Origin of the sequence: Paracoccus benzoatiresistens (genome assembly GCF_026913015.1) — a bacterium.
Lineage (GTDB): Bacteria > Pseudomonadota > Alphaproteobacteria > Rhodobacterales > Rhodobacteraceae > Paracoccus > Paracoccus benzoatiresistens.
Genome location: NZ_JAPTYD010000006.1, coordinates 17,206 through 39,688 on the forward strand (window position 1 = coordinate 17,206; position 22,483 = coordinate 39,688).

General features: G+C 70.0%; 18 protein-coding genes and 1 riboswitch. Of the genes, 10 read left to right on the forward strand and 8 right to left on the reverse strand.

Going from position 1 to position 22,483, the window contains the following annotated elements; genetic code table 11:
- Nucleotides 1-55 precede the first annotated feature (55 nt).
- From OU682_RS06620 to mutS, 3 genes are all read right to left on the reverse strand, one after another.
- On the reverse strand, nucleotides 56-1,084 hold the full coding sequence (locus tag OU682_RS06620; RefSeq protein ID WP_268941285.1) for a substrate-binding domain-containing protein: 1,029 nt from the start codon (nucleotides 1,082-1,084) through the stop codon (nucleotides 56-58).
- A 141-nt stretch (nucleotides 1,085-1,225) separates the two neighbouring features.
- Nucleotides 1,226-2,326, reverse strand: a complete 1,101-nt coding sequence (gene aroC, locus OU682_RS06625) for a chorismate synthase (protein ID WP_268941286.1) — start codon at nucleotides 2,324-2,326, stop codon at nucleotides 1,226-1,228.
- Nucleotides 2,323-4,971 (reverse strand): DNA mismatch repair protein MutS, encoded by a 2,649-nt coding sequence (mutS, locus tag OU682_RS06630; RefSeq protein ID WP_268941287.1) that lies wholly within the window; start codon nucleotides 4,969-4,971, stop codon nucleotides 2,323-2,325. The genes aroC and mutS overlap by 4 nt, the downstream gene beginning before the upstream one ends.
- 48 nt (nucleotides 4,972-5,019) lie before the next feature.
- Nucleotides 5,020-5,120: riboswitch (TPP riboswitch) on the forward strand.
- Nucleotides 5,121-5,149: 29 nt separating this feature from the next.
- On the opposite strand from mutS, the gene OU682_RS06635 reads away from it, so the two are divergent.
- From OU682_RS06635 to OU682_RS06645, 3 genes are read left to right on the forward strand one after another with little or no spacing between them, the layout of a single operon-like run.
- Complete coding sequence (locus tag OU682_RS06635) at nucleotides 5,150-6,145, forward strand: thiamine ABC transporter substrate-binding protein (RefSeq protein WP_268941288.1); 996 nt, start codon at nucleotides 5,150-5,152, stop codon at nucleotides 6,143-6,145.
- Nucleotides 6,121-7,668, forward strand: coding sequence for a thiamine/thiamine pyrophosphate ABC transporter permease ThiP (locus tag OU682_RS06640; RefSeq protein ID WP_268941289.1), 1,548 nt, complete (start codon nucleotides 6,121-6,123; stop codon nucleotides 7,666-7,668). The genes OU682_RS06635 and OU682_RS06640 overlap by 25 nt, the downstream gene beginning before the upstream one ends.
- A complete protein-coding gene (locus OU682_RS06645) occupies nucleotides 7,661-8,353 on the forward strand; it encodes a thiamine ABC transporter ATP-binding protein (protein WP_268941290.1) in 693 nt (230 codons plus the stop codon). Before OU682_RS06640 ends, OU682_RS06645 begins: the two co-directional genes overlap by 8 nt.
- Here OU682_RS06645 and truB read toward each other — a convergent pair.
- The 3 genes from truB to rbfA all read right to left on the reverse strand — a co-directional run bounded on the left by truB (nucleotide 8,350) and on the right by rbfA (nucleotide 10,474).
- Entirely contained in the window at nucleotides 8,350-9,243 is an 894-nt protein-coding gene (gene truB / locus OU682_RS06650) for a tRNA pseudouridine(55) synthase TruB (protein WP_268941291.1), read from the reverse strand. The two genes, OU682_RS06645 and truB, sit on opposite strands and share 4 nt — an antisense overlap.
- Before the next feature lie 66 nt (nucleotides 9,244-9,309).
- On the reverse strand, nucleotides 9,310-10,065 hold the full coding sequence (locus OU682_RS06655; protein WP_268941292.1) for a phosphodiester glycosidase family protein: 756 nt from the start codon (nucleotides 10,063-10,065) through the stop codon (nucleotides 9,310-9,312).
- Nucleotides 10,055-10,474, reverse strand: coding sequence for a 30S ribosome-binding factor RbfA (gene rbfA / locus OU682_RS06660; RefSeq protein ID WP_268941293.1), 420 nt, complete (start codon nucleotides 10,472-10,474; stop codon nucleotides 10,055-10,057). The genes OU682_RS06655 and rbfA overlap by 11 nt, the downstream gene beginning before the upstream one ends.
- 75 nt (nucleotides 10,475-10,549) lie before the next feature.
- Between rbfA and dapB the strand changes: the two genes are divergently transcribed.
- Nucleotides 10,550-11,386, forward strand: a complete 837-nt coding sequence (gene dapB, locus OU682_RS06665) for a 4-hydroxy-tetrahydrodipicolinate reductase (protein WP_268941294.1) — start codon at nucleotides 10,550-10,552, stop codon at nucleotides 11,384-11,386.
- A 24-nt stretch (nucleotides 11,387-11,410) separates the two neighbouring features.
- Here the strand turns inward: dapB and OU682_RS06670 are convergent, their stop codons facing one another.
- Nucleotides 11,411-12,022 (reverse strand): COG3650 family protein, encoded by a 612-nt coding sequence (locus tag OU682_RS06670; RefSeq protein ID WP_268941295.1) that lies wholly within the window; start codon nucleotides 12,020-12,022, stop codon nucleotides 11,411-11,413.
- 102 nt (nucleotides 12,023-12,124) lie between these two features.
- Here OU682_RS06670 and tsaE point away from each other — a divergent pair, with 102 nt between their 5' ends.
- The 5 genes from tsaE to trxA are packed head-to-tail and all read left to right on the forward strand — an operon-like array spanning nucleotide 12,125 to nucleotide 20,890.
- Nucleotides 12,125-13,525, forward strand: coding sequence for a tRNA (adenosine(37)-N6)-threonylcarbamoyltransferase complex ATPase subunit type 1 TsaE (gene tsaE, locus OU682_RS06680; protein WP_329609790.1), 1,401 nt, complete (start codon nucleotides 12,125-12,127; stop codon nucleotides 13,523-13,525).
- Entirely contained in the window at nucleotides 13,513-14,181 is a 669-nt protein-coding gene (locus OU682_RS06685) for a nucleotidyltransferase family protein (protein ID WP_268941296.1), read from the forward strand. The genes tsaE and OU682_RS06685 overlap by 13 nt, the downstream gene beginning before the upstream one ends.
- Nucleotides 14,174-17,143, forward strand: a complete 2,970-nt coding sequence (gene addB, locus OU682_RS06690; RefSeq protein WP_268941297.1) for a double-strand break repair protein AddB — start codon at nucleotides 14,174-14,176, stop codon at nucleotides 17,141-17,143. Before OU682_RS06685 ends, addB begins: the two co-directional genes overlap by 8 nt.
- Nucleotides 17,136-20,510 (forward strand): double-strand break repair helicase AddA, encoded by a 3,375-nt coding sequence (addA, locus tag OU682_RS06695; protein ID WP_268941298.1) that lies wholly within the window; start codon nucleotides 17,136-17,138, stop codon nucleotides 20,508-20,510. The genes addB and addA overlap by 8 nt, the downstream gene beginning before the upstream one ends.
- A 59-nt stretch (nucleotides 20,511-20,569) precedes the next feature.
- A complete protein-coding gene (trxA, locus tag OU682_RS06700) occupies nucleotides 20,570-20,890 on the forward strand; it encodes a thioredoxin (protein WP_268941299.1) in 321 nt (106 codons plus the stop codon).
- A 36-nt stretch (nucleotides 20,891-20,926) separates the two neighbouring features.
- Here trxA and OU682_RS06705 read toward each other — a convergent pair whose 3' ends face one another.
- Entirely contained in the window at nucleotides 20,927-21,829 is a 903-nt protein-coding gene (locus OU682_RS06705; protein ID WP_268941300.1) for a capsular polysaccharide export protein, LipB/KpsS family, read from the reverse strand.
- 94 nt (nucleotides 21,830-21,923) lie between these two features.
- Here OU682_RS06705 and hslV point away from each other — a divergent pair, with 94 nt between their 5' ends.
- Entirely contained in the window at nucleotides 21,924-22,481 is a 558-nt protein-coding gene (gene hslV, locus OU682_RS06710; RefSeq protein WP_268941301.1) for an ATP-dependent protease subunit HslV, read from the forward strand.
- Nucleotides 22,482-22,483 lie beyond the last annotated feature (2 nt).

Here is a 22,483-nt window from a genome sequence, read left to right on the forward strand (position 1 = left end):
GTGAAAAGACGAAAGGGCGGCAGGCGGCCGGGATTCCCCGCCGCCTGCCCGTGCGTTATTGCATCACGGTCTGGTTGGCCACGGCTTCCTGGGTCGCGGCCAGTTCCGGATCCGACACCAGGCCGTATTCGGCCAGCGGGCCGTCGGGGCCGGCCAGTTCGTCCGACACGAAGAATTCGACGAATTCCTGCAGGCCCTGGATCTGGCCGATATGCGCCTTCTTCACATAGAAGAACAGCGGACGCGACACCGGGTATTCGCCCGAGGCGATGGTCTCGGTCGAGGGGGTCACGCCATTGATCGTGCCGACCTTCAGCTTGTCGGTGTTGTTCTCAAAGAAGGACAGGCCGAACACGCCGATCCCGTTGGGCGAGCTTTCGATGCGGGCCAGCGTCTCGGTATAGTCGCCGTCGATGTCCACGGCGCGGCCGTCGGTGCGCAGCGTGGTGCAGGCCTCCTCGGCCGCGTCCTCATCCATGCCCGAGGCCACGAAGGCTTCCATGGCGCCCGACTCCTCGCAGCCGGCCATGATGACCTTTTCCTCGAAGACTTCGCGGGTGCCGTGCTTGGTGCCGGGGATGAAGGCCAGGATTTCCTGCTCGGGCAGGTCCGGGTTCACTTCGTTCCAGTTGGCGGCGGTGTTGTCCACGACCTTGCCGTCCTTCACGACCTTGGCGGACAGGGCGTTGAACCAGGCGGCGGGTGTATAGGCGAAATCGGGGCCGGCCGCGGCATTGGCGAAGACGATCCCGTCATAGCCGATGCGGACCTCCATGATGTCGGTCACGCCGTTGGCGGTGCAGGCCTCGCGTTCGGCATCGCGGATCGGGCGGCTGGCATTGGCGATGTCGATGGTGTTTTCACCCACGCCCTCGCAGAACTTCTGCAGCCCGCTGCCGGTGCCGCCGGATTCGACGACCGGGACCGGGAAGTCGGCGTTTTCGCCAAACACCTCGGCCACGATGGTCGCATAGGGCAGCACGGTGGACGAACCCGACACCTGGATCTGATCGCGGGCGGCAGCGGCCGTGGCCGAGGCGGCGATCACGGCCAGGGCCGAGACGGTGAATTTCACGGTGGACATGGATCTCTCCTGTTACTTCACGCCCAGGGTGGGGCTGTGCGTGACCTAAGCGCCACAGGTGACGCTTGTGCGACGACTATGTAACAACCGAATGACACTTGTGGTCCGATCGTCGTCGAAATTCCATCGGCGGAGGATTCGTCAGCCGATCCGCCCCCGTGCGCCCCCGGTCTGGGCCCGGTCCATCAGCAGGTGATCCAGGATCACGCAGGCGGCCATCGCCTCGGCGACGGGAACGGCGCGGATACCCACGCAGGGATCATGGCGGCCCTTGGTGATCAGGTCGATCTCGGCCCCGTGCCGGTCGATGGTGCGGCGGGGCGTTGTGATGGAACTGGTCGGCTTGACCGAGAAGCGGACCACGATCGGCTGGCCGGTGCTGATGCCGCCCAGGATGCCGCCCGCGTGGTTCGACAGATAGATGGGACCGTCATTGCCCATGCGGATCTCGTCGGCATTGTCGGTGCCGGTCAGGGCAGCCGCAGCCATCCCCTCGCCGATCTCGACGCCTTTGACGGCGTTGATCGACATCATCGCGGCGGCCAGGTCGGTGTCCAGCTTGGCATAGATCGGCGCGCCCAGTCCGGGGGGACAGCCCTCGATCAGCACCTCGATGGCGGCGCCGACGCTGTTCTGGTCCTTGCGTATGCCGTCCAGGTAGTCGGACCATTGGTCCACGGCCGTGGCGTCGGGCAGGAAGAACGGGTTCTCGCCGATGGCATTCGCATCGAATCTTGCCCGGTCAAGGTGCAGGCTGCCCATCTGCACCATGTATCCGGTGATGCACAGATCGGGCAGCAGGTCGCGCAGCACCGCCTGCGCCACGCCCCCGGCCGCGACCCGCGCCGCCGTCTCGCGCGCGCTTGACCGCCCGCCGCCACGATAGTCGCGGTGCCCGTATTTCAGGTGATAGGTGATGTCGGCGTGCCCGGGCCGAAAGGCCTGCGCGATCTCTCCATAGTCCTTGGACCGCTGGTCGGTGTTCTCGATCATCAGCTGGATCGCGGTGCCGGTGGTGCGCCCTTCGAAGACGCCGGACAGGATGCGGACCTGGTCGGCTTCGCGCCGCTGGGTTGTGTGCTTGCTGGTTCCCGGGCGGCGGCGGTCCAGGAATTGTTGGATGAAGGCTTCGTCGATCGCCACGCCGGGGGGCACGCCGTCCACCGTGGCGCCCAGCGCCGGGCCGTGGCTCTCGCCCCAGGTGGTGAACCGGAACTCGCGGCCGAAGGTGTTGAAGCTCATGCGGTTTCTCCGGTCAGGGCTTTCAGTTCATAGATCAGATCCAGCGCCTCGCGCGGGGACAGGGCGTCGGGGTGGATGTCCTTCATCCGCGCCTCCAGCGGGCTTTCCTTGGCCCTGGCAGGTGGTGGCGCGGGGGGCACGGCGCGGAACAGCGGCAGGTCGTCGATCAGGGCCGCGGGACGCGCCGCACCCTCGCGTTCCCCCGATTCCAGCGCGTCCAGCACCGCGCGGGCCCGTTCGACCACACTGGCAGGCAGCCCCGCCAGCCGCGCGACCTGCACGCCATAGCTGCGGTCGGCGGCGCCCTTCCTGACCTCGTGGAGGAAGATCACGTCGCCTTCCCATTCGCGCACGGCGACGGTGGCGTTTTCCACGCCATCCAGCTTGGCCGACAGGGCCGTCATCTCGTGGTAATGGGTGGCGAACAGCGCCCGGCAACGGTTCATCTCGTGCAGATGCTCCATCACGGCCCAGGCGATGGACAACCCGTCCCAGGTCGCGGTGCCGCGCCCGATCTCGTCCAGGATCACCAGGGCGCGGTCGTCGGCCTGGTTCAGGATCGCGGCGGTTTCCACCATTTCCACCATGAAGGTGGACCGGCCCCGCGCCAGGTCGTCGGCGGCGCCCACCCGGCTGAACAGCTGGCTGACCACACCGATATGCGCACGCCGCGCAGGGACAAAAGCCCCCGCCTGCGCCAGCACGGCGATCAGCGCATTCTGGCGCAGGAAGGTGGATTTGCCGGCCATGTTCGGGCCTGTCAGCAGCCAGATCGCGGGCGTCTCGCCTTCGGTCAGCGCGCAGTCGTTGGCGACGAAGCTTTCGGCCTTGCGCTTCAGCGCACGTTCCACGACCGGGTGGCGGCCGCCCTCGATCACGAAGGCGCGGCTGTCATCCACCTGCGGACGCGTCCAGCCCTCGCCCGTGGCGATGCCGGCGAAAGCTGCGGCCAGGTCGATCTCGGCCAAGGCGCGGGCCGCCTGGCCGATGGCTGCGGCCTGATCCAGCACCGCCGCGCGCAGGCGGTCGAAGATGCCGCGCTCGATCTCCAGCGCGCGGTCGCGGGCGTTGAGGATCCGGGTCTCAAGCTCCGACAGATCGACGGTGGTGAAGCGGATCTGGTTGGCGGTGGTCTGGCGGTGGATGAAGGTCGCGTTCAGCGGCGGCGCCATCATGCGTTCGGCATGGGTCGTTGTCGTTTCGATGAAATAGCCCAGCACGTTGTTGTGCTTGATCTTGAGGCTTTGCACCCCGGCAAGCGCCGCATAGTCCGCCTGCATCCCGGCGATGACGCCGCGACCCTCGTCGCGCAGGCGGCGGGTCTGGTCCAGATCCGCGTCATGGCCGCTGGCGACAAAGCCGCCGTCGCGGGCCAAAAGCGGGGGCTCGGCCACCAGCGCATCGTCCAGCAGCCCGATCAGGTCGCCGTGGCCGGTCAGGTCGCGCGCGGCATCGGCCAGGACCGGCGGGGCATCGTCCGGCAGCCGGGCCGCGATCGCAGCCCCCTGCGCCAGCCCCGTCCGGATCGCCGCCAGATCGCGCGGCCCGCCCCGGTCCAGCGCCAGCCGCGACAGCGCGCGGTCCATGTCGGGCACGCGCGACAGCCGCTCGCGCAGGTCGGCCATCAGGCGCGGGTCGTCCACCAGCATCGCCACCGCGTCCTGGCGTGCATGGATCAGCGCCAGATCGCGGGAAGGGGCGCTGATGCGGCGTTCCAGAAGCCGCGCGCCCGCCGCCGTCACCGTCCGGTCGATGGCCGCCAGCAAACTGCCCTCGCGCCCGCCCGACAGAGCCTGCGTCAGTTCCAGGTTGCGCCGGGTCGCCGCGTCGATCCCCATCGCCCCGCCCGCCCGTTCGCGCACCGGCGGGCGCAGAAGCGGCAGCTTTCCCTTCTGCGTCAGGTCCAGGTAATCGACGATGGCCCCCATGGCCGACAGTTCGGCCCGGGAAAAGCTGCCGAACCCGTCCAGCGTTTCCACGCCATACAGCGCGCAAAGCCGCCGCTGCCCCGCCGCGCTGTCAAAGGCCGAGGCATGCAGGTCGGTCAGCGCCGCCCCGGCATCAGTCGCCAGATCGTCCAGCCCCGAGCCGTCCGCCGCCAGCAACTCGCGGGGCGCAAGACGCGCCAGCTCCGGCGCCAGCCGGGCCTGGGCGCAGTCCATCACCTGGAAGACGCCGGTCGAGATATCCACCCAGGCCAGCGCGCAATCATCCCGCACCTGGGCAAAGGCCGCCAGATAGTTGTGGCGCCGCGCCTCCAGCAGCGATTCCTCGGTCAGGGTGCCGGGGGTGACAAGGCGCACCACGTCGCGGGCCACCACCGACTTGGACCCGCGCTTCCTCGCCTCGGCCGGGTCCTCCATCTGCTCGGCGATGGCGACGCGGAACCCCTTGCGGATCAGCGTCAGCAGATAGCTTTCCGCCGCATGGACCGGCACGCCGCACATCGGGATGGGCTCGCCCGCGTGGGTTCCGCGCTTGGTCAGGGCGATGTCCAGCGCGGCGGCGGCGGCGACCGCGTCGTCGAAGAACATCTCGTAGAAATCGCCCATCCGATAGAACAGCAGCGCGCCGGGATTGGCATCCCGGATCGCCAGGTATTGCGCCATCATCGGGGTGGGCTGATCGGTGGTGTCCTTCGTCATGGCCGCTGTTCTAGCCGCTTGCGCCGGCCTGCGAAATCCCTACATTCAGGCCCTACCTCGGGGGGCCTTTCCTGGCTGAGACGCGGCATCGCGGACCCGTTGAACCTGATCCGGCTAGCACCGGCGGAGGGAAGGTGACGCTGTCCTTTCTTTCGTGACCCTGTGAAAGGAGGCAGCGATGAGAATCCCCCTGCTTGTGGCCCTGCTGGCCGCGACCCCGGCCATGGCGCAGGATGGGGACGTGAAGAACCGGCCCGTCCTGACCGTCTATGCGGGCGAATCCATCACCAGCGAATGGGGTCCCGGCCCGAAGATCGAGGAAGGCTTCGAGGCCTTCTGCGCCTGCGACCTGCGCTTCGTCGCCGGGGACGAGCTGTCCCGCCTGCTGATGGAGGGCGAGCGGTCTGATGCCGACATCGTCTTCGGCCTGAACACCGACGTGACCGCCCGCGCCCGCGCATCGGGCCTTTTCGCGCCGCACGGGCAGGATACCAGCGGGTTGTCGCTGCCGATCGAATGGACGGACGACATCTTCCTGCCCTACAACTGGGGCGAGACGGCCTTTGTCTATGACGAAACCCGTCTCGAAAACCCGCCTGCAAGCTTTGCCGAACTGCTGGACGCGCCTGACGACCTGAAGATCGTGATCCAGGATCCCCGCTCATCCGTCTCGGGGCTGGCGCTGCTCTTGTGGGTGAAATCGGTCTATGGCGACGATGCGTCTGATGCCTGGGCCAAGCTTGCCCCCAAGGTGCTGACCGTGACCAAGGGCTGGTCCGAAGCCTACGGCATGTTCACCGAGGGCGAGGCCGACATGGTCCTGTCCTACACCACCTCGCCCGCCTATCACATCGAGGCGGAGGATGACGCCACCAAGAAGGCGGCGATCTTCCCCGAGGGCCACTACTTCATGGCCGAGGTGGCGGCCCAGGTCCGCACCACCGACCAGCCAGAACTGGCCCGGAAATTCATGGACTGGATCCTGACCCCCGAGTTCCAGGCCGTCATTCCGCTGGCCAACTGGTCCCTGCCCGCCAAGCTGCCGCAGGACGACTGGCCGCAGGTGATGCGCGACCTGCCGCGCCCCGAAAAGACCCTGTTCTATTCCGAAGACGAGGCCGAGGCGGCTCGCCAGCCCGCGCTGGACGAATGGCTGCGGGCATTCTTCGGCTGACCCGGGCCGAGGCGGGGGGCGCGGTTGTCGCCACCGGCCTGACGGCCCTGATCGGGGGCACGCTTGCGGCGGTCGCCTGGGCCGCGCAGGGGCTGACGGGGCTTGGCCCCTGGGACTGGCGCGCGGTCTGGTTCACCCTGTGGCAGGCCGCGCTGTCGGCCATGCTGTCGGCGGGACTGGCGGTCCCCGTCGCCCGCGCCCTTGCGCGGCGGCGCTTTCCGGGGCGCGGGGCGCTGGTGACGCTGCTGGGCGCACCCTTCATCCTGCCGGTGATCGTGGCGATCATGGGGCTGGTCTCGGTCTTTGGCCGCAACGGCGCCGTCAATGACGGACTGCGGGCCCTGGGTCTTCCCGAGATCACCATCTATGGCTGGCAGGGCGTGATCCTGGCGCATGTGTTCTTCAACCTGCCCTTGTCGGTGCGGCTGATCCTGCAAGGCTGGCAGGCCATCCCCTCGGAACGGTTCCGGCTTGCCGAAAGCCTGGGCTTCGGCCCCGGCGACGTGGCCCGGCATCTGGAACGCCCGATGCTGCGGGCAGTGCTGCCCGGCGTCTGGCTGGCGGTGTTCCTGGTTTGCCTGACCAGCTTCACCGTCGCCCTGGCGCTTGGCGGCGGTCCCCGTGCGACAACAGTCGAACTGGCGATCTATCAGGCCTTCCGCTTCGATTTCGACCTGGGCCGGGCGGCGAGCTTGGGGCTGATCCAGATCGCCCTCTGCGTCGGGGCGATGGGGGTGGCGCGGTGGATCGCGGTCCCGGCGGCTTTCGGGGCGGGGCTGGATGCCGACCACATGCCCGCGGCACCCGGAGGCTGGCACCGGATCAGCGACGCCCTTGTGATCACAACCGCCGCCGGGTTCCTGGTCTGGCCCATGGCCGCCGTCATCACGCGCGGCCTGCCCCGCATTCCGGCCCTGCCCCCCGAGGTCTGGGAGGCAGCAGCGCGGTCAGTGGTCATGGCGCTGATCTCGGCCCTGCTGGCGCTGAGCTTGTCGCTGACCCTTGCCCTGTCGCTTGCGCGCGGGCGGATGCGCTGGATCGAGACGGCGGGCATGCTGCCGCTGATCGCCTCGCCCCTGGTGCTGGGGACGGGGCTGTTCATCCTGGCGCGGACCTGGTTTCCACCGCAGGCGCTGGCCCTGCCGGTGACGGTCGCGATCAATGCGGTCATGGCCCTGCCCTTCGGCCTGCGGGCGCTGATCCCGGCGGCGCGGACCCTGCAGGGGGATTACGGGCGGCTGGCCGATTCGCTGGATCTGCGCGGGCTGGCCCGGCTGCGGCTGCTGACCCTGCCGCGGCTGGCCCGCCCCCTGGGCTTCGCGGGCGGGCTGGCGGCGGCCCTGGCGATGGGGGACCTGGGTGTGATCACGTTGTTCGGCGGCGACCGGCCGACCCTGCCCCTGCAGCTTTACCAACTGATGAATTCCTACCGCATGGCCGATGCCTCGGCCTGCGCGGTGCTGCTGATGGCGATCAGTTTCGGATTGTTCTGGATTTTCGACCGGGGAGGCCGGCTTGCTTGACTTTGACGGCATCCGCGTGACGCGCGGCAGCTTCACCCTGTCGGCGGATCTGAGCATACCCACCGGCGCGCGGGTGGCGGTGATCGGCGCATCCGGATCGGGAAAGTCCACGCTGCTGTCGCTGGTGGGTGGCTTCCTGCCGCCCGACCGGGGGCGCATCCTTCTGGACGGGCAGGACATCACCGGCCTGCCGCCGGGGCAGCGCCCGGTCTCGACGCTGTTCCAGGACCAGAACCTGTTCCCGCATCTGACGGTGGCGCAGAACGTGGGCCTTGGCCTGCGCCCCGACCTGCGCCTGTCCAATCCGCAGCACGCCCGCGTGACGCAGGTGCTGGCCGAGGTCGGGCTGGAGGGGATGGAAACGCGCAAGCCCGCCAACCTGTCGGGCGGTCAGCAAAGCCGGGTGGCCCTGGCCCGCGTCCTGTTGCGCGCGCGTCCCGTGCTGCTGCTGGACGAACCCTTCGCGGCGCTTGGACCTGCGCTGAAGGCCGAGATGCTGGCCCTGCTGGGCCGCATCGCCGACCAGACCGATGCCACGGTGCTGATGGTCACGCACGATCCCGACGACGCCCGCAGCTTCGCGCCGCAGACGATCCTGGTCGATGGCGGGGTGGTCCATGCCCCTGCGCCGACCGGGCCGCTGCTGGACAATCCTCCGCCGGGCCTGCGGGCCTATCTGGGCTAAAGGTTGAACACCCGCTCGGGCTGCACCAGACCGCCTTGATAACGCCCGATGCAGACCGGGCCCTTGGCATCCGCCACCCAGACCAGATCGCCCCATTCCGCCGATCCCGTCACCTGCCCGGGATTGCCGTTGCGGATGCGGACCGCGCCTTCGGGCGTGGCGCGCAGCATCGGCAGGTCGGCCAGCGCGGTTTCCAGTGGCAGAAGCCGGCCATCCAGCCAGTCCTGCGCCTCGCGGTCGATCCTGTCGAAGGGAACGCCGTCGCTGACCTCGAACGGGCCGGACCAGGTGCGGCGCAGATGGGCGACATGGCCCAGGCAGCCAAGCGCGCGGCCAAGGTCGCGCGCGATGGAGCGGACATAGCCGCCCTTGCCGCAGACCATCTCCAGCCGGGCGCTGTCGGGGCCAGTCTCCAGCAGGGTCAGGCTTTCGACCCACAGGGGACGGGCGGCCAGATCCAGTTCCTCGCCCTCGCGCGCTAGGTCATAGGCACGCTCGCCATCGACCTTGACGGCGGAAAAGGCCGGGGGGATTTGCATGATGTCCCCGGTGAAGGAGGGCAGCGCGGCCTCGATGACGGCGCGGTCGGGGCGCGTGTCGGACCGGCGCACCACCTCGCCCGAGGCATCGTCGGTGGTCGTCTCGGCGCCCCAGGTGACGGTGAAGTCATAGCATTTCAGCGCATCGGTGACGGTGGCGACGGTCTTCGTGGCCTCGCCCAGGGCTACGGCCAGCACCCCGGTCGCGTCGGGGTCCAGCGTGCCGGCATGTCCCGCCTTTTTCGCATCCAGCGCCCAGCGCACCTTGGCCACCACCGCGGTCGAGGTGACGCCCGCGGGCTTGTCCACGATCAGCCAGCCATTGATGTCGCGGCCCTTCTTGCGTGCCATCGGATCCCCCGTGAAATCGAAGGCGGCGGCATAGCCAGCCGCCCGCACAAGGTCAACCGGCCCAGATCAACCGGCGCTGTCGACCAGCCCGATGATCGGCCCCAGCGACCGCCCGAAATCCGCCCGGTTCATCCCCGGCGCGTAAAGCCGGCTGATCGAGCCGTCGAAATACAGCGCATCACGCACGCCAAGCCCGTCGCGGAACAGCCGCCCAAATTCATGGAAGGTGACGGCGCGGTCGGAAATCGCGAACCACGCGGTCTGACCGTCGGGCGACACGCCGACGCCATTCCTGACATAGCGGCTGTCCGAATCGACCAGGAAGCGCGGGTGCAGGTCGCCGTCGATCACCAGCATCGGGCCGGACTGGGTGGCAAGGCGGCAATCCGGGCGGGCCGCAGCAAAGGCGCGGCTTTCGATCACCTGGAAGGGACGCGCGCCGCCGGTGCAGAAGACCCCGTTCGGCAGCATCCCGAAATTGTCGCGGCTTGCCCCGGTCACGATGGGCTGCAGTTCCACACCCTCGATGACCAGCAGGCCCACCGGGCGGTAATCGGCGTGATACATGCCCGCGTTCATCGCGAAGGCCAGGCTTTCGCCCTGCCCCAGCGTCGCGCGGACATTGCTGAAGTTGCGCAGGGGCTTGCCTTGGGCATCGTCCTGCCACAGCCGCAGCGCGGGTTCCTGCCCGGCCGAGACCTCGCAGACGACATAGCCCTGCCCGTCATGGGTCATGCGCCCGCAGCCTTCCGCCGCTGCCGGGATCGCCAGGGCCAGCAGCATTCCAAGCGCCACGCCCAGGGGGCGCAGGTCAATCCTCATCGCCGTCCTCGTCCGCGCCTTCCACGTCGCGGCGGACGCGTTCGTCGGCGAACATGCGGCGGGTGTCGTCCAGCCGGTCGAAGGTCTCGTCCAGCTGGAAGCGCAGCTGCGGCGCGTATTTCAGCGTCATGGCCTTGGCGACCAGGTGGCGCAGCTCGGCCGAATTGCGGCGCAGCGCGGCCAGCGCATCCTCGGCATCGTGGCCGCCGAGCGGCAGCACATAGGCCGTGGCCACCTTCAGGTCGGGCGAGGTGCGGACCTCGCCCACGGTGATCGAATGGCGGTTGAGATCGGGGTCGTGGACATCGGCGCGCAACAGCACGTCGGACAGGGTGCGGCGGATCAGCTCGCCCACGCGAAGCTGGCGCTGCGAGGGGCCGGGCCCTTGGGAAAAACGGTTCTGTGCCATGCGTCCCGATGTAGGGGGTCGCGGGCTGCGCCGCAACGGGATAAGAGGCGGGAAAGCACCAGCCGGAGGCCCTCCATGAGCGATTTGCAGAACACCGACGCGCCGGCCCTGCCGGGGATCGTCGTCACCGGCGCCTCGGGCCGGATGGGGCAGATGCTGATCCGGCTGGTAAGGGAGAACCCCGAGGTCCGGCTGGCCGGCGCCCTGGAACGCCCCGGCCACCCCTGGGTGGGCCGCGACCTGGGCGAATGCCTGGGCGGTGCGCCGGTCGGCATGGTGGTCAGCGACGATGCGGTATCGACCATCGCGCAGGCCCAGGCGGTGATCGACTTCACGACGCCCGCCGCGACCGTGGCCTTTGCCGAACTGACCGCGCAGGCCCGCGCCGTGCATGTCATCGGCACCACTGGGCTGGAGCAGTCGCACCTGGACTATCTCAAGGCCGCCGCCCGCCATGCCCCGATCATCCGCGCGGGCAACATGAGCCTGGGCGTGAACCTGCTGGTGGGCCTGACCCGCAGGGTCGCCGCCGTGCTTGGCACCGACTGGGACATCGAGGTGGTCGAGGCCCATCACCGCCACAAGGTCGATGCGCCCTCGGGCACCGCGCTGATGCTGGGCGAGGCCGCGGCCGAGGGGCGCGGCAGGACGCTTGCCGAGTTGCGCAGCCCGGCGCGCGAGGGGATCACCGGCGCGCGCGAGCCCGGCAGCATCGGCTTTGCCGCCATCCGGGGCGGCGACGTGGTGGGCGAGCATGACGTGATCTTCGCGGGCCAGGGCGAGCGGGTCGTGCTGCGGCACCTGGCGACGGATCGCGCGATCTTCGCGCGCGGCGCGATCCGCGCGGCGATCTGGGGCCAGGACAAGGGGCCGGGCGAATACGACATGCAGGACGTGCTGGGGCTGAACTGACCGCCAGCCCCGCCGCCCGCCCGGTCAGGGCTGGATGGAACAGCAGCCCGACAGCATCCGGGGCTGGTTGCCCTGGATCACCAGTTCGGCCCGCAGCCCGAACAGCCGGTCGGACATGCCGTCCGAACACAGCTGCGGCGTGCTGACCAGGGTCATGCCCTCGGCCACGACGGCGCGGGTGGGGTCGCGGAAAACGCCGGTGGACAGCACCGACTGGACCTTGCGCATGTCGTTCGGCGTGTCGGGCCCGCCCAGCACCACGCTGTCACCCTGCGGGATGAAGGCCCAGAACGGCTCGGTCCCGAAGCATTGCCAGCCCTGCGGCAGCGCGCCTTCGTTCCAGACATCGGTGCGATAGGTAAGGAAGCGGCTGTTGACCCAGCCCGACCCCTCGCCGGTGTTGACGCGCACCCAGCCGCGGCGTTCCTCGACCACCTCGATCCGGGTGGCGTCCGGGGCCAGCGTGCCGATGACCGGCGCGGTGGGATTGGGGTCGGCGCGGATGTTCAGCACGTCGTCCGCTGCGACGCCTGCCACGTCGAACAGCGTGGGCAGGATGTATTCCTGGGTGGCGGCGGCAGGACTGGCCAGGGCCAGCATCAGGGCCAGGGTCGGGGCAAGGGTAGTGCGCGGCATGGGATCTCCTTCGGCGCGCAGTCTAGCGGCTTTGCCGCCACATGCCACCGGGGGCGTTCACGGATGGTTCCCCCGGCGCATGGAAGCCGCTAGAACGGGTCCATGACGACGCGCCTGATTGCCGACGAAGACCTGACCGCCGCCCTGGCGCGGATGCTGGCCGCCACGGCCCGGCCCGGCCAGGCGATCCTGCTGGACGGCCCGGTTGGCGCCGGCAAGACCCATTTCGCGCGCGCCTTCATCCGCGCCCGCCAAGGCGATGCGGCCGAGGACGTGCCAAGCCCGACCTTCACGCTGGTCCAGACCTATGACGACCCGCTGGGAACCGAGATCTGGCACGCGGATCTCTACCGCCTCACCGATCCTTCCGAACTGGACGAACTGGGCCTGGACGAGGCGCTGGAAAGCGCCATCTGCCTGATCGAATGGCCCGACCGGCTGGAGCGCCTGCCGGATGGCGCCACCACCGTCGCCCTCGCCGCCCACGGGAATCCCGACCTGCGCCGCATCACCCTGATCGCGCCCGATGCCGCCCGGATCGCGCAGCGCGCCGCTTTCGTCGCAGGCGCGGGGTGGGCCGACGCGCGCGTGCTGCCGCTTGCGGGCGATGCCTCGGCCCGGCGGTTCTTCCGGCTGGCGGGGCCGCAAGGCAGCGCGGTCCTGATGGACGATCCCTCGGGCGCCTGCGGGCCCTTCCTGGCGATGACCGGCTGGCTGCGGGATCGCGGCTTCGGCGCGCCCGCGATCCTTGCGCAGGACGGGGCCGCCGGCCTGCTGCTGGTCGAGGATCTGGGCGACGACCTGCTGGCGCGCGTGCTTGAACGCGATCCGGCGATGGCGCCCGCGATCTATGACCGGGTCACGGATTTCCTGGTCGATCTGCACCGCCATCCGGTTCCGGATTTCGTGGCGCCGCTGGACGGGCCGACCCTGGCCGAACAGGTCGGGCTGTTCGCCGAATGGTATCCGCAGGCGGCGGGCGGGACGGGCGGCGAGAAGATCGCCCCCCTGGTCGCCCGCCTGCACGCGGAACTGGCCGCCGATGTGCCGCCGGTCCTGTCCCTGCGCGATTTCCATGCCGAGAACCTCCTCTGGCGGGGGGATGCCCCCCTGGGCCTCATCGACTACCAGGACGCGGTGGCCTGCCATCCGGCCTATGACCTGGTGTCCGCCCTGCAGGATGCCCGCCGCGACGTGGACCCGGCCATCGAAGCCGCCTGCATCACGCGCTATCTGGCCGCGACCCGGCTGGACGCGGATCGCTTCCGCGCGGCCTATGCCCTGCTGGGCGCGCAGCGGAACCTGCGGATCATGGGCATCTTCACCCGGCTGTGCCTGCGCGACGGCAAGCCGCGATACCTGGACTTCATGCCGCGGGTCTGGGGCTACGTGCGGCGCAACCTGGCCCATCCGGCCCTGGCGCCGCTGGCCGGGGCCGTTGCCGCCCTGCCCGCCCCCGACGAGGCCGTCATCGAAAGGATCCGTTGCCGATGCGCCCGCTGATGATCTTTGCCGCAGGACTGGGCACGCGGATGCGGCCGCTGACGGACACGCGCCCGAAACCCCTGATTCCGGTCGGGGGCCGGACGCTTCTGGACCGCGCGCTGGACATGGGCCGGGCGGCGGGCGCCGGGCCGGTCGTCGTCAACACGCATTACCTGGGGGACCAGATCGCCGCCCATCTGTCGGACCGCGACGTGGCGGTCAGCCATGAGCCGGGCACGATCCTGGATACCGGCGGCGGGTTGCGGCAGGCGCTGCCCCTGCTGGGCCGCGGTCCGGTGATGACGCTGAACCCGGACGTGGTCTGGACCGGGCCGAACCCGCTGGCCGCGCTGAACGCCGCATGGCGCGACGACATGGATGCGCTTCTGATGCTGGTGCCGCTTGCGCAAGCCGCGGCGCGGCGGGGGGCGGGGGATTTCTCGCGGGACGCGGGTGGCCGGATCAGCCGCCGGGGCGAATATGTCTATGGCGGCGCGCAGATCATCCGCCCCGACCGGCTGGCCGATATTCCCGACCGGGTGTTTTCCCTCAACCGCCTGTGGGACCTGCTGATCGCCGACGGCCGCGCCTTCGGCATCGTCCATGGGGGCGGCTGGTGCGACGTGGGTTATCCCGAGGCGATCCCCCTGGCCGAGGAGGTGCTGCATGGCTGAGCCCGTGTTCCGCGGCCTTTACGCCCTGCCGCCCGGCATCGACTTCGCCCATGAATTCGTGGCGGGGTTCCTGGACCGCATGGCAGGCCAGCCGCCGGAGGCAATGGCGCGCGTCACCATCTATGCCAATGCCTCGCGCACGCTGGCGGAGCTGAAATGCGCCTTCGACCTGCGCGGCCCCCTGCTGCTGCCGCGCCTGCTGCCGGTCACGAACCTGGAGATCCCCGCCCTGATGGGCCAGCCCACCAGCGCCCCCCTGGCCCGGCGACTGCAACTGTCCCGGCTGGTGGCAAGGCTGCTGGATGCGCGGCGCGACCTGGCGGCGGGCCATTCCATCGCCTTTCTGGCGCGGTCCCTGGCCGACCTGATGCACGAGATGCAGACCGAAGGCCTGACCCCCGAGGCGCTGGAAGCCATCGACACCGGCGACCACGCCCGCCACTGGCAGAATGCCCTGGCCTTTCTGCGCATTGCCGCGCGCTTTCACCTGGACGGCCCGCCCGTGGACCGGGCCGCGCGCCAGCGCCTCGCGGCCGAAACCCTGGCGCAGGACTGGGCGCGGGGCGCGGGCCTGCCGGAAGGGCCGGTGATCGTCGCGGGCTCGACCGGATCGCATGGCGCCACCGGGCTGTTCATGGAGGCCGTGGCCGCCCTGCCCGAAGGCGCGGTGGTGCTGCCCGGCTTCGACTTCGACCAGCCCGCGGCGGTCTGGGACAGTCTGGAAAAGGGGGCCGAGGATCATCCGCAATCCCGTTTTGCCCCGCTGGTCCGCACCCTGGGCCGCCCCGTCCGCTGGACAAACACGCCGCCGCCGGTGCCCGACCGGAACCGGCTGCTCTCGCTGGCCTTGCGGCCTGCGCCCGTCACCGACCAGTGGATCGCCGAGGGCCCGCGCCTGCCCGACCTCCTTGCGCCGACCGAGGGCCTGACCCTGATCGAGGCCGACCAGCCGGGCCAGGAGGCCGAGGTGATCGCGCTCTTGCTGCGCGACGCCGCCGAACGCGAGGCCCGCGCGACGCTGATCGCCGCCGACGGGAACCTGATCCGCCGCGTGAACGCCGCGCTGGACCGCTGGCATCTGCGGCCCGACGAAAGCGCGGGCCAGCCGCTGTCGATGACCGCGCATGGGCTGTTCCTGCGCCAGGTCGCCGCCCTGTTCGGCCAGGCGCTGACCATCGACCGGCTGCTGATCCTGCTGAAGCATCCGCTGACGATCACCGGATCGACCCTGGTGGGCACGAACGATGCCCGCAGGATGGCCCGCGATCTGGAACTGGAACTGCGCCGCAACGGCCCGGCCTTTCCCGACGGCGAATGCCTGCGCGCATGGGCGGCGCGGGGCGACCAGGTGCGCAAGATCTGGGCGGAATGGCTTGCCGACACGCTGGACCGGATCACCCCCCTGGCCCGGGACCGCGCGCCGCGTCCCCTGCCCGACCGGCTGCGCGACCTGGTTTCCCTGGCCGAGGCCCTGGCGGCCGGCCCCGGCGGCGACCCCGCGGCCTCGAAGCTGTGGCACGACACGGGAAGCACGGGGCGCGAAAAGGGGGGCAACCTGCTGCGCGCGGCGATTGATCACCTGGCCGAACACGCAGCCGAAGGGCCGAGCCTCAGCCCGACCGAATTCTGCGCGCTGCTTCTGGACGAACTGCGCCAGCATTCCGTGCGGATCGAGGGCGGCGCCCATCACCTGATCCACATCCGCGGCCCGCGCGAGGCGCGGATCGTGGGCGAGGGCACGGTGATCCTGTCGGGCCTGAACGAGGGCGGCTGGCCGCAGCCGCTGGCGCCCGATCCGTGGCTGTCGCGGCAGATGCGGCAGGCCGCGGGCCTGCCCTTGCCGGAAACCCTGATCGGGCTGGCGGCCCATGACTTCCAGCAGGTCATGGGCGTGGGCCAGGTGGTCCTGACCCGCGCCCGCCGCGATGCCGAGGCCGAGACGATCCCGTCGCGCTGGCTGAACCGGCTGACCAACCTGATGAACGGCCTGCCCGAACGAAGCGGCCCGCAGGCCCTGGCGGCCATGCGCGCGCGCGGCAATGCCTGGCTGGTCAAGGCCGCCGCCCTGTCGCGCGCGCCCGTGACGATCAGGCCCGCCGCCCGCCCCTCGCCCATCCCTCCGGTCCCGGCCTTCCGGGAACTGCCGGTCACGGATGTCTCGCTGCTGATCCGCGACCCTTACGCGGTCTATGCCAAGCGCGTCCTTGGCCTGCGCCCGCTGCCCTCGCTGCGGCCCGAACCCGATGCGTCCTTGCGCGGCCAGACGCTCCACGCCATCGTCGAGGCGCTGGTGGCGTCGAAACCCGCGCCCGACACGCCCCACGCGGTGCTGAAGGCCCAGTTCCTGCGCCTGACGGCCGAGATCCTGGCCCGCGACGTGCCCTGGCCCGCCGCCCGCGCCTTCTGGGCTGCGCGAATGGAACGGATCGCGGACCGGATCGTCGCGGACGAACTGGACCGGCTGTCCCAGGGCCGCCCGGTGGTCGTGGAAAACCGCGGCCGCGTGGCGCTTGGGGGGATGGACTTCACGCTGACCGCCCGGCCCGACCGGATCGACCTGCTGCATGACGGGCAGGTGATGATCTATGACTACAAGTCCGGCAAGCCGCCCACCGACAAGCAGATCGCGGCCTTCGACAAGCAGTTGATCCTGGAGGCCGCGATGGCCCGGCGCGGCGGCTTTGACTCGCTTGGCCCGGCGGATGTGGCGGGCATCAGCTATATCCAGCTGGGCGGAGAGGGCGAAACCCATCCCCGCGACTATTCCCCGCAACTGGAGGCCGAGAACTGGGAAGGCTTCGTGCGGCTGGTCGTGGCCTATCTGTCGGGCGAGATCGGCTTCACCTCGATGCGGGCGCCCGAGCAGACCAGCTATGCGGGCGATTACGATCATCTGGCGCGCTATGGCGAATGGTCGCTGGCCGATGCGCCCCGTTCGGAAAAGGTGGGTGATCATGGATGAAGCCAGCCTCAACCAGATCGCCGCGGCCGATCCCGGCCGGTCCACCTGGCTGACGGCCAATGCCGGATCGGGCAAGACCCGCGTGCTGACCGACCGCGTGGCGCGCCTGCTGCTGGCGGGCACGGCGCCCGAACGGATCCTGTGCCTGACCTATACCAAGGCCGCCGCGACCGAGATGCAGAACCGCCTGCTGAAGCGGCTCGGCCAATGGGCGATGCTGCCCGAGCCCGAACTGCGCCGCGAACTGGCCGAACTGGGCGAGGGGGGCGATCCCGACCTGGCCCAAGCCCGCCGCCTGTTCGCCCGCGCCATCGAGACGCCGGGCGGGCTGAAGGTCCAGACCATCCACAGCTTCTGCGCGGCCCTTTTGCGGCGCTTCCCGCTGGAAGCCCGGGTGCCGATGGGCTTCATGGAACTGGACGACCGTTCCGCCCGCGCGCTGCGCGCCCAGATCGTCGAGGACATGGCCGAGGAAGGTGCGCCCTCGATCGGGGACCTGACCTCGCTGGTGACGGGCGACAACCTGGACGCCTTCCTGGCCGGCCTGTCGGAAGCGGACTTCCCCCGCGAACCCGATCCCGCCCCGATCTGGCGGTCGATGGGTCTGCCGCCGGGACTGGATCAGGACGGGCTGCTGGCCCAGGTCTTCGACGGGAACGAGGGGGATCTGTTCGCCGCCCTGATGCCGATCCTGCAGGGCAGCGGCGCCAAGGACGGCAAGCTGGCCGACCAGCTTTCGCGGGGCAACTGGCGCGAACCCGGCCTGCCCGAGCTGCATCTTCTGTGCAAATGCCTGCTGTTCGGCGAAAAGGCCCGCGTGCCCTTCGGCCCCAAGATCGGCGACATCCCGACCAAGGCTCTGCGCGAGGGCCGCTGCGCCCCCTTCATGGCGGATTTCGAGGCCTTGATGCAACGCGTGGCCGATGCGCGGCCCTTGTGCATGGGCCTGGCGCTGGCGCAGAAGACGCTGGCGCTGCACCGCTTCGGCCATGAATTCACCCGCAGGCTTTCCATCGAGAAGGCCACGCATGGATGGCTGGATTTCGACGACCTGATCCGCCGCACCGCCGAGCTGCTGGAGGAATCCAGCATGGCGCAATGGGTGCTGTGGCGGCTGGACGGCGGCATCGATCACATCCTGGTCGACGAGGCGCAGGACACCAGCCCCGAGCAGTGGCGGGTGATCCGGCGGTTGACCGATGAATTCACCAGCGGCGCCGGGGCGCATGACCGGCCGCGCACGCTGTTCGTGGTGGGCGATCCCAAGCAGTCGATCTATTCCTTCCAGGGTGCCGACATCGCCGTCTTTGAATCGGTGCGCGACCGCTTCCGGCAAGATTTCGAGGCCGTCCGCCAGCCCATGCAGCAGCGCGGGCTGGCCCATTCCTTCCGGTCCTCGCCCGCGATCCTGTCGCTGGTCGACACGGTCTTTTCGGGCGACGCGGCCGAAGGCCTGGGCGATCCGCCCCGCCACATCGCCTTCCGCGACAGCATGCCCGGCCGCGTGGATATCTGGCCGCCCCTGCCCGAACCCGAAAAGCCCGAGGAAGGCGATTGGACCCGGCCCGTCGATGCGCCGGCGGAAAACGCCGCCGACACGCAGCTGGCCCGCGCCGTCGCGCGCCAGGTCCGCCAGATCATCGGCACGCCGATCCGCGACGGCAAGACCGGCCAGGTCCGCGCCATCGGGCCGGGCGACATCCAGATCCTCGTGCAGCGGCGGGCGGGGCTGTTCGACGACCTGATCCGCGAGCTGAAGGCTGCGGGCCTGCCCGTGGCCGGGGCCGACCGGCTGAAGCTGGCGGCCGAACTGGCCGTGCGCGACATCACCGCCACGCTTTCGGTCGTCTCGACGCCCGAGGACGACCTTTGCCTGGCCGCCGTCCTGAAATCGCCCCTGTTCGGGCTGTCCGAGGATGACCTGTATCGCCTGGCCGCCGGGCGCGGGCGGCAGTTCCTGTGGGAACGGCTGCGCGAATCGCCCTATCGCGCGGCCTATGAGATGCTGTCCGACCTGATGAACCAGGCCGATTACCTGCGCCCCTATGACCTGATCTCGCGCCTGCTGATCCGCCATGGCGGGCGGGCGGCGCTGTTGTCACGTCTCGGCCCCGAGGCCGAGGACGGCATCGACGAGCTTCTGTCCCAGGCCCTGGCCTATGACACGGTGGAAACGCCCTCGCTGACGGGGTTCCTGGTCTGGCTGGGCAGCGACGACGTGCAGATCAAGCGGCAATTGCCCGGCGGCTCGGGCGGGTTGATCCGGGTGATGACGGTGCACGGGTCCAAGGGGCTGGAAAGCCCGGTGGTGATCCTGCCCGAAACCAAGAAGCGCAGGCCGGGGCGCGGCCAGCCGCTGATCCGGCTGGACGACATGCCCGCCTGGCGGGGTCCCGCCGCCGAGCGGCCCGATCCGGTGGCCCTGGCCGTGGCAAGCCACGAACAGCGGCAAGAGGAAGAACGCCGCCGCCTGCTTTACGTCGCGATGACCCGGGCCGAAAGCTGGCTGATCGTGGCCGCGGCGGGCGACACGGGCGATGGGCTGGACTCCTGGCATTCCATGGTCGCGGTCGGCGCCGTGCGCTGCAGCAGCCTGGAGCGCACCACGGTCGAGATCGAGGGCATCGGCAGCGCCGAGCGGCTGTTCTTCGGCGACTGGCCCGACGAGGAGGTGGCCCTGGACGCGACCTTCGCTCCTCCGGCGCGTCCGCCCGAATGGGCAAATCGCCGCACGCCCCCGCCGCCGCCCCGCGTGCTGGCCATCGCCGCGACCGCGCTTGGCGGGGCCAAGGTCATCGGCCAGGGGAGCGATGATGCCGACCCCGCCGCCGCCATGCTGCGCGGCACGCGGCTGCACCTGCTGCTGGAACACCTGCCGCACCTGCCCGCGGGCGACTGGCCGCGCATTGCCCGCGGCCTGCTGGCGGGGGCCGAGGGCGGGCTGCCGGACGCCGAGGACCTGGCCGAGCTGCTGGCCGAGGCCGCGGCGGTGATCATCGCACCCGCGCTGACCGAGGTCATGGCCCCCGACCCCTCGGCCCAGGTCCTGACCGAGGTGGCCCTGACCGCCCCCCTGCCCGGCATCGGTCCGATCCATGGCGCCATCGACCGGCTGATCATCACCGAGGCGCGGATCCTTGCCGTGGACTACAAGTCGAACGTGGTCGTCCCCGACCGTCCCGAGGACACGCCCGAGGGAATCCTGCGGCAGATGGCGGCCTATCGCGCGGCGCTGCGGATGATCTGGCCCACCCGCGCGGTCGAGATCAGGGTGCTGTGGACCGCCACGCGCAGCCTGATGCCAATCCCCGACCCGATCCTGGACCGCGTCATGGCCGCCCTTGACCCAAGGGCCCTGGCTTCATAGCTGTTGGAACGAAGCCTTTTTGCCGCATTCCGCCGGCATCCCCTGCAAGGAGCGAAACCATGGCCACCCAGCCCGTCACCGACAGCCAGTTCGACACCGAGGTCCGCCAGTCCGACACCCCCGTGATCGTGGATTTCTGGGCTGAATGGTGCGGCCCCTGCAAGCAGATCGGCCCCGCCCTGGAAGAACTCTCCGAGGAATACGCCGGCAAGGTCAAGATCGTGAAGGTCAACATCGACGAGAACCAGGAACAGGCCGCGGCCCTTGGCGTGCGCGGCATCCCGGCCCTGTTCATGTTCAAGGGCGGCGAGGTCGTGTCGAACCGCATGGGCGCCGCCCCCAAGGCCGCGCTGAAAAGCTGGATCGACGAATCGATCTGATCCGCGGCGCGTGACGCGACGGACAGGGCGGCGGCCTTACACAGGCCAGCCGCCCTTTTCCATGGCGGCCAGCAACCGGTCGTCGGCATCCGGCGCCATCATGTCCAGGCTCGTCCGGCGCAGGAACCAGTCCAGATAGGCGGCGAAGTCCGGCCGGTGGCCCTCCGCGCGGGCCAGGGCTGCCTTGGCGCCAAGATCGGCCACGTTCAGCGCGATGTGGTGGAAATCGGACATCCCGAACAGGACCACAGGCTTTTCCAGGATCAGCCCGTCGAACCCCACCGCGCTGTTCTGCGTGGCCACCAGGGCGCAGTCGCGCAGCAGCCGCGCCGTGTCGCCGCCGATCGTCAGGTTCGGGTATCGCCGGGCCAGGGCGTCCAGGGCGCGGCGATCCTCGGCATCGTAGGTTTCCTTGGGGTGCAGGGTGGCAATGGCCCGGCGGCCGGTGCGGGCGACGGCCTCGACCATGTCCACCGGGCTCATGGTCTGGAACGACCGGCAGTCGCGCAGCCGGCCTTGCAGCGGGATCAGGACGTGATCGCCCCGGACGGGATCCGGCCCCGGCAGCACGCGGCCCCGCAGGCGGCCGGCGAAATCGCGGGTCGCGTCGGCATCGACCGTGGCGGGATCGAAGCGCGCGAGGGCCACCGGCCAGTTCCAGCGTTCCCCATGACGCTCCAGCCGCCAGAAGGGATAATGATAGGCCCGCCGGAAGGTCAGCGCACGATCATGCGTGGGGCGTTCCATGTGGAAAAGCGCATAGCCCGGCAGATCCGGGGCAGCCTTGCGCGCGGCCTCGCCCGACCAGTGGATGGCGACCTGCCAGCCGCGATCCGCCAGCAGGCGCGTCATCCGGTTCAGGAAGCCCAGCTTGCCGGCCCTGGCCGTCTGCAGCATCGGCGGATGCAGATAGATGCGGAGGATGCGGGGCTGGTCCATGCGGGCCACGCTAGGGCCCGTGGGACAGGCGGGCAATGGGTTGCGAAGGCGGGGACGCGGTCATATCTGCAACCGAAACGGAAGGAAGACCCTTATGGCGGATGACAGATTTCCTGGCTGGCATGGCACGACGATCCTGGCGGTGCGGCGCGGCGGCAAGGTGGTGGTCGCGGGCGACGGGCAGGTCAGCGTCGGCCAGACGGTGATGAAGGGCACGGCCCGCAAGGTGCGCCGCCTGAACCCCGGCGGGCGCGACGTGGTGGTGGGCTTTGCCGGATCCACCGCGGATGCCTTCACCCTGCTGGAACGGCTGGAAAAGAAGCTGGAAGCCGCGCCCGGCCAGTTGCAGCGCGCCTGCGTCGATCTGGCCAAGGACTGGCGGATGGACAAGTACCTGCGCAACCTCGAGGCCATGCTGATCGTCACCGACGGCCAGGGGCTTTATGTCGTGACCGGCGCGGGCGACGTGCTGGAGCCCGAACACGACGTGGCCGCCATCGGCTCGGGGGGCAACTTCGCGCTCGCCGCCGCGCGGGGCCTGCTGGAGAGCGATCTGGATGCCGAGAGCGTGGCCCGCAATGCGATGGCGATTGCGGCCGATATCTGCGTCTATACGAACGGCAACCTGACGGTTGAAGTGATCGACGCCTGAAC

What these genes read in the sequence shown, in the direction of transcription:
- OU682_RS06620 (WP_268941285.1), bottom strand. Translation starts at nt 1,084, where the DNA reads ATGTCCACCGTGAAATTCACCGTCTCGGCCCTGGCCGTGATCGCCGCC.
- aroC (WP_268941286.1), bottom strand. Translation starts at nt 2,326, where the DNA reads ATGAGCTTCAACACCTTCGGCCGCGAGTTCCGGTTCACCACCTGGGGC.
- mutS (WP_268941287.1), bottom strand. Translation starts at nt 4,971, where the DNA reads ATGACGAAGGACACCACCGATCAGCCCACCCCGATGATGGCGCAATAC.
- OU682_RS06635 (WP_268941288.1), top strand. Translation starts at nt 5,150, where the DNA reads ATGAGAATCCCCCTGCTTGTGGCCCTGCTGGCCGCGACCCCGGCCATG.
- OU682_RS06640 (WP_268941289.1), top strand. Translation starts at nt 6,121, where the DNA reads ATGGCTGCGGGCATTCTTCGGCTGACCCGGGCCGAGGCGGGGGGCGCG.
- truB (WP_268941291.1), bottom strand. Translation starts at nt 9,243, where the DNA reads ATGGCACGCAAGAAGGGCCGCGACATCAATGGCTGGCTGATCGTGGAC.
- OU682_RS06655 (WP_268941292.1), bottom strand. Translation starts at nt 10,065, where the DNA reads ATGAGGATTGACCTGCGCCCCCTGGGCGTGGCGCTTGGAATGCTGCTG.
- rbfA (WP_268941293.1), bottom strand. Translation starts at nt 10,474, where the DNA reads ATGGCACAGAACCGTTTTTCCCAAGGGCCCGGCCCCTCGCAGCGCCAG.
- dapB (WP_268941294.1), top strand. Translation starts at nt 10,550, where the DNA reads ATGAGCGATTTGCAGAACACCGACGCGCCGGCCCTGCCGGGGATCGTC.
- OU682_RS06670 (WP_268941295.1), bottom strand. Translation starts at nt 12,022, where the DNA reads ATGCCGCGCACTACCCTTGCCCCGACCCTGGCCCTGATGCTGGCCCTG.
- tsaE (WP_329609790.1), top strand. Translation starts at nt 12,125, where the DNA reads ATGACGACGCGCCTGATTGCCGACGAAGACCTGACCGCCGCCCTGGCG.
- OU682_RS06685 (WP_268941296.1), top strand. Translation starts at nt 13,513, where the DNA reads ATGCGCCCGCTGATGATCTTTGCCGCAGGACTGGGCACGCGGATGCGG.
- addB (WP_268941297.1), top strand. Translation starts at nt 14,174, where the DNA reads ATGGCTGAGCCCGTGTTCCGCGGCCTTTACGCCCTGCCGCCCGGCATC.
- addA (WP_268941298.1), top strand. Translation starts at nt 17,136, where the DNA reads ATGGATGAAGCCAGCCTCAACCAGATCGCCGCGGCCGATCCCGGCCGG.
- trxA (WP_268941299.1), top strand. Translation starts at nt 20,570, where the DNA reads ATGGCCACCCAGCCCGTCACCGACAGCCAGTTCGACACCGAGGTCCGC.
- OU682_RS06705 (WP_268941300.1), bottom strand. Translation starts at nt 21,829, where the DNA reads ATGGACCAGCCCCGCATCCTCCGCATCTATCTGCATCCGCCGATGCTG.
- hslV (WP_268941301.1), top strand. Translation starts at nt 21,924, where the DNA reads ATGGCGGATGACAGATTTCCTGGCTGGCATGGCACGACGATCCTGGCG.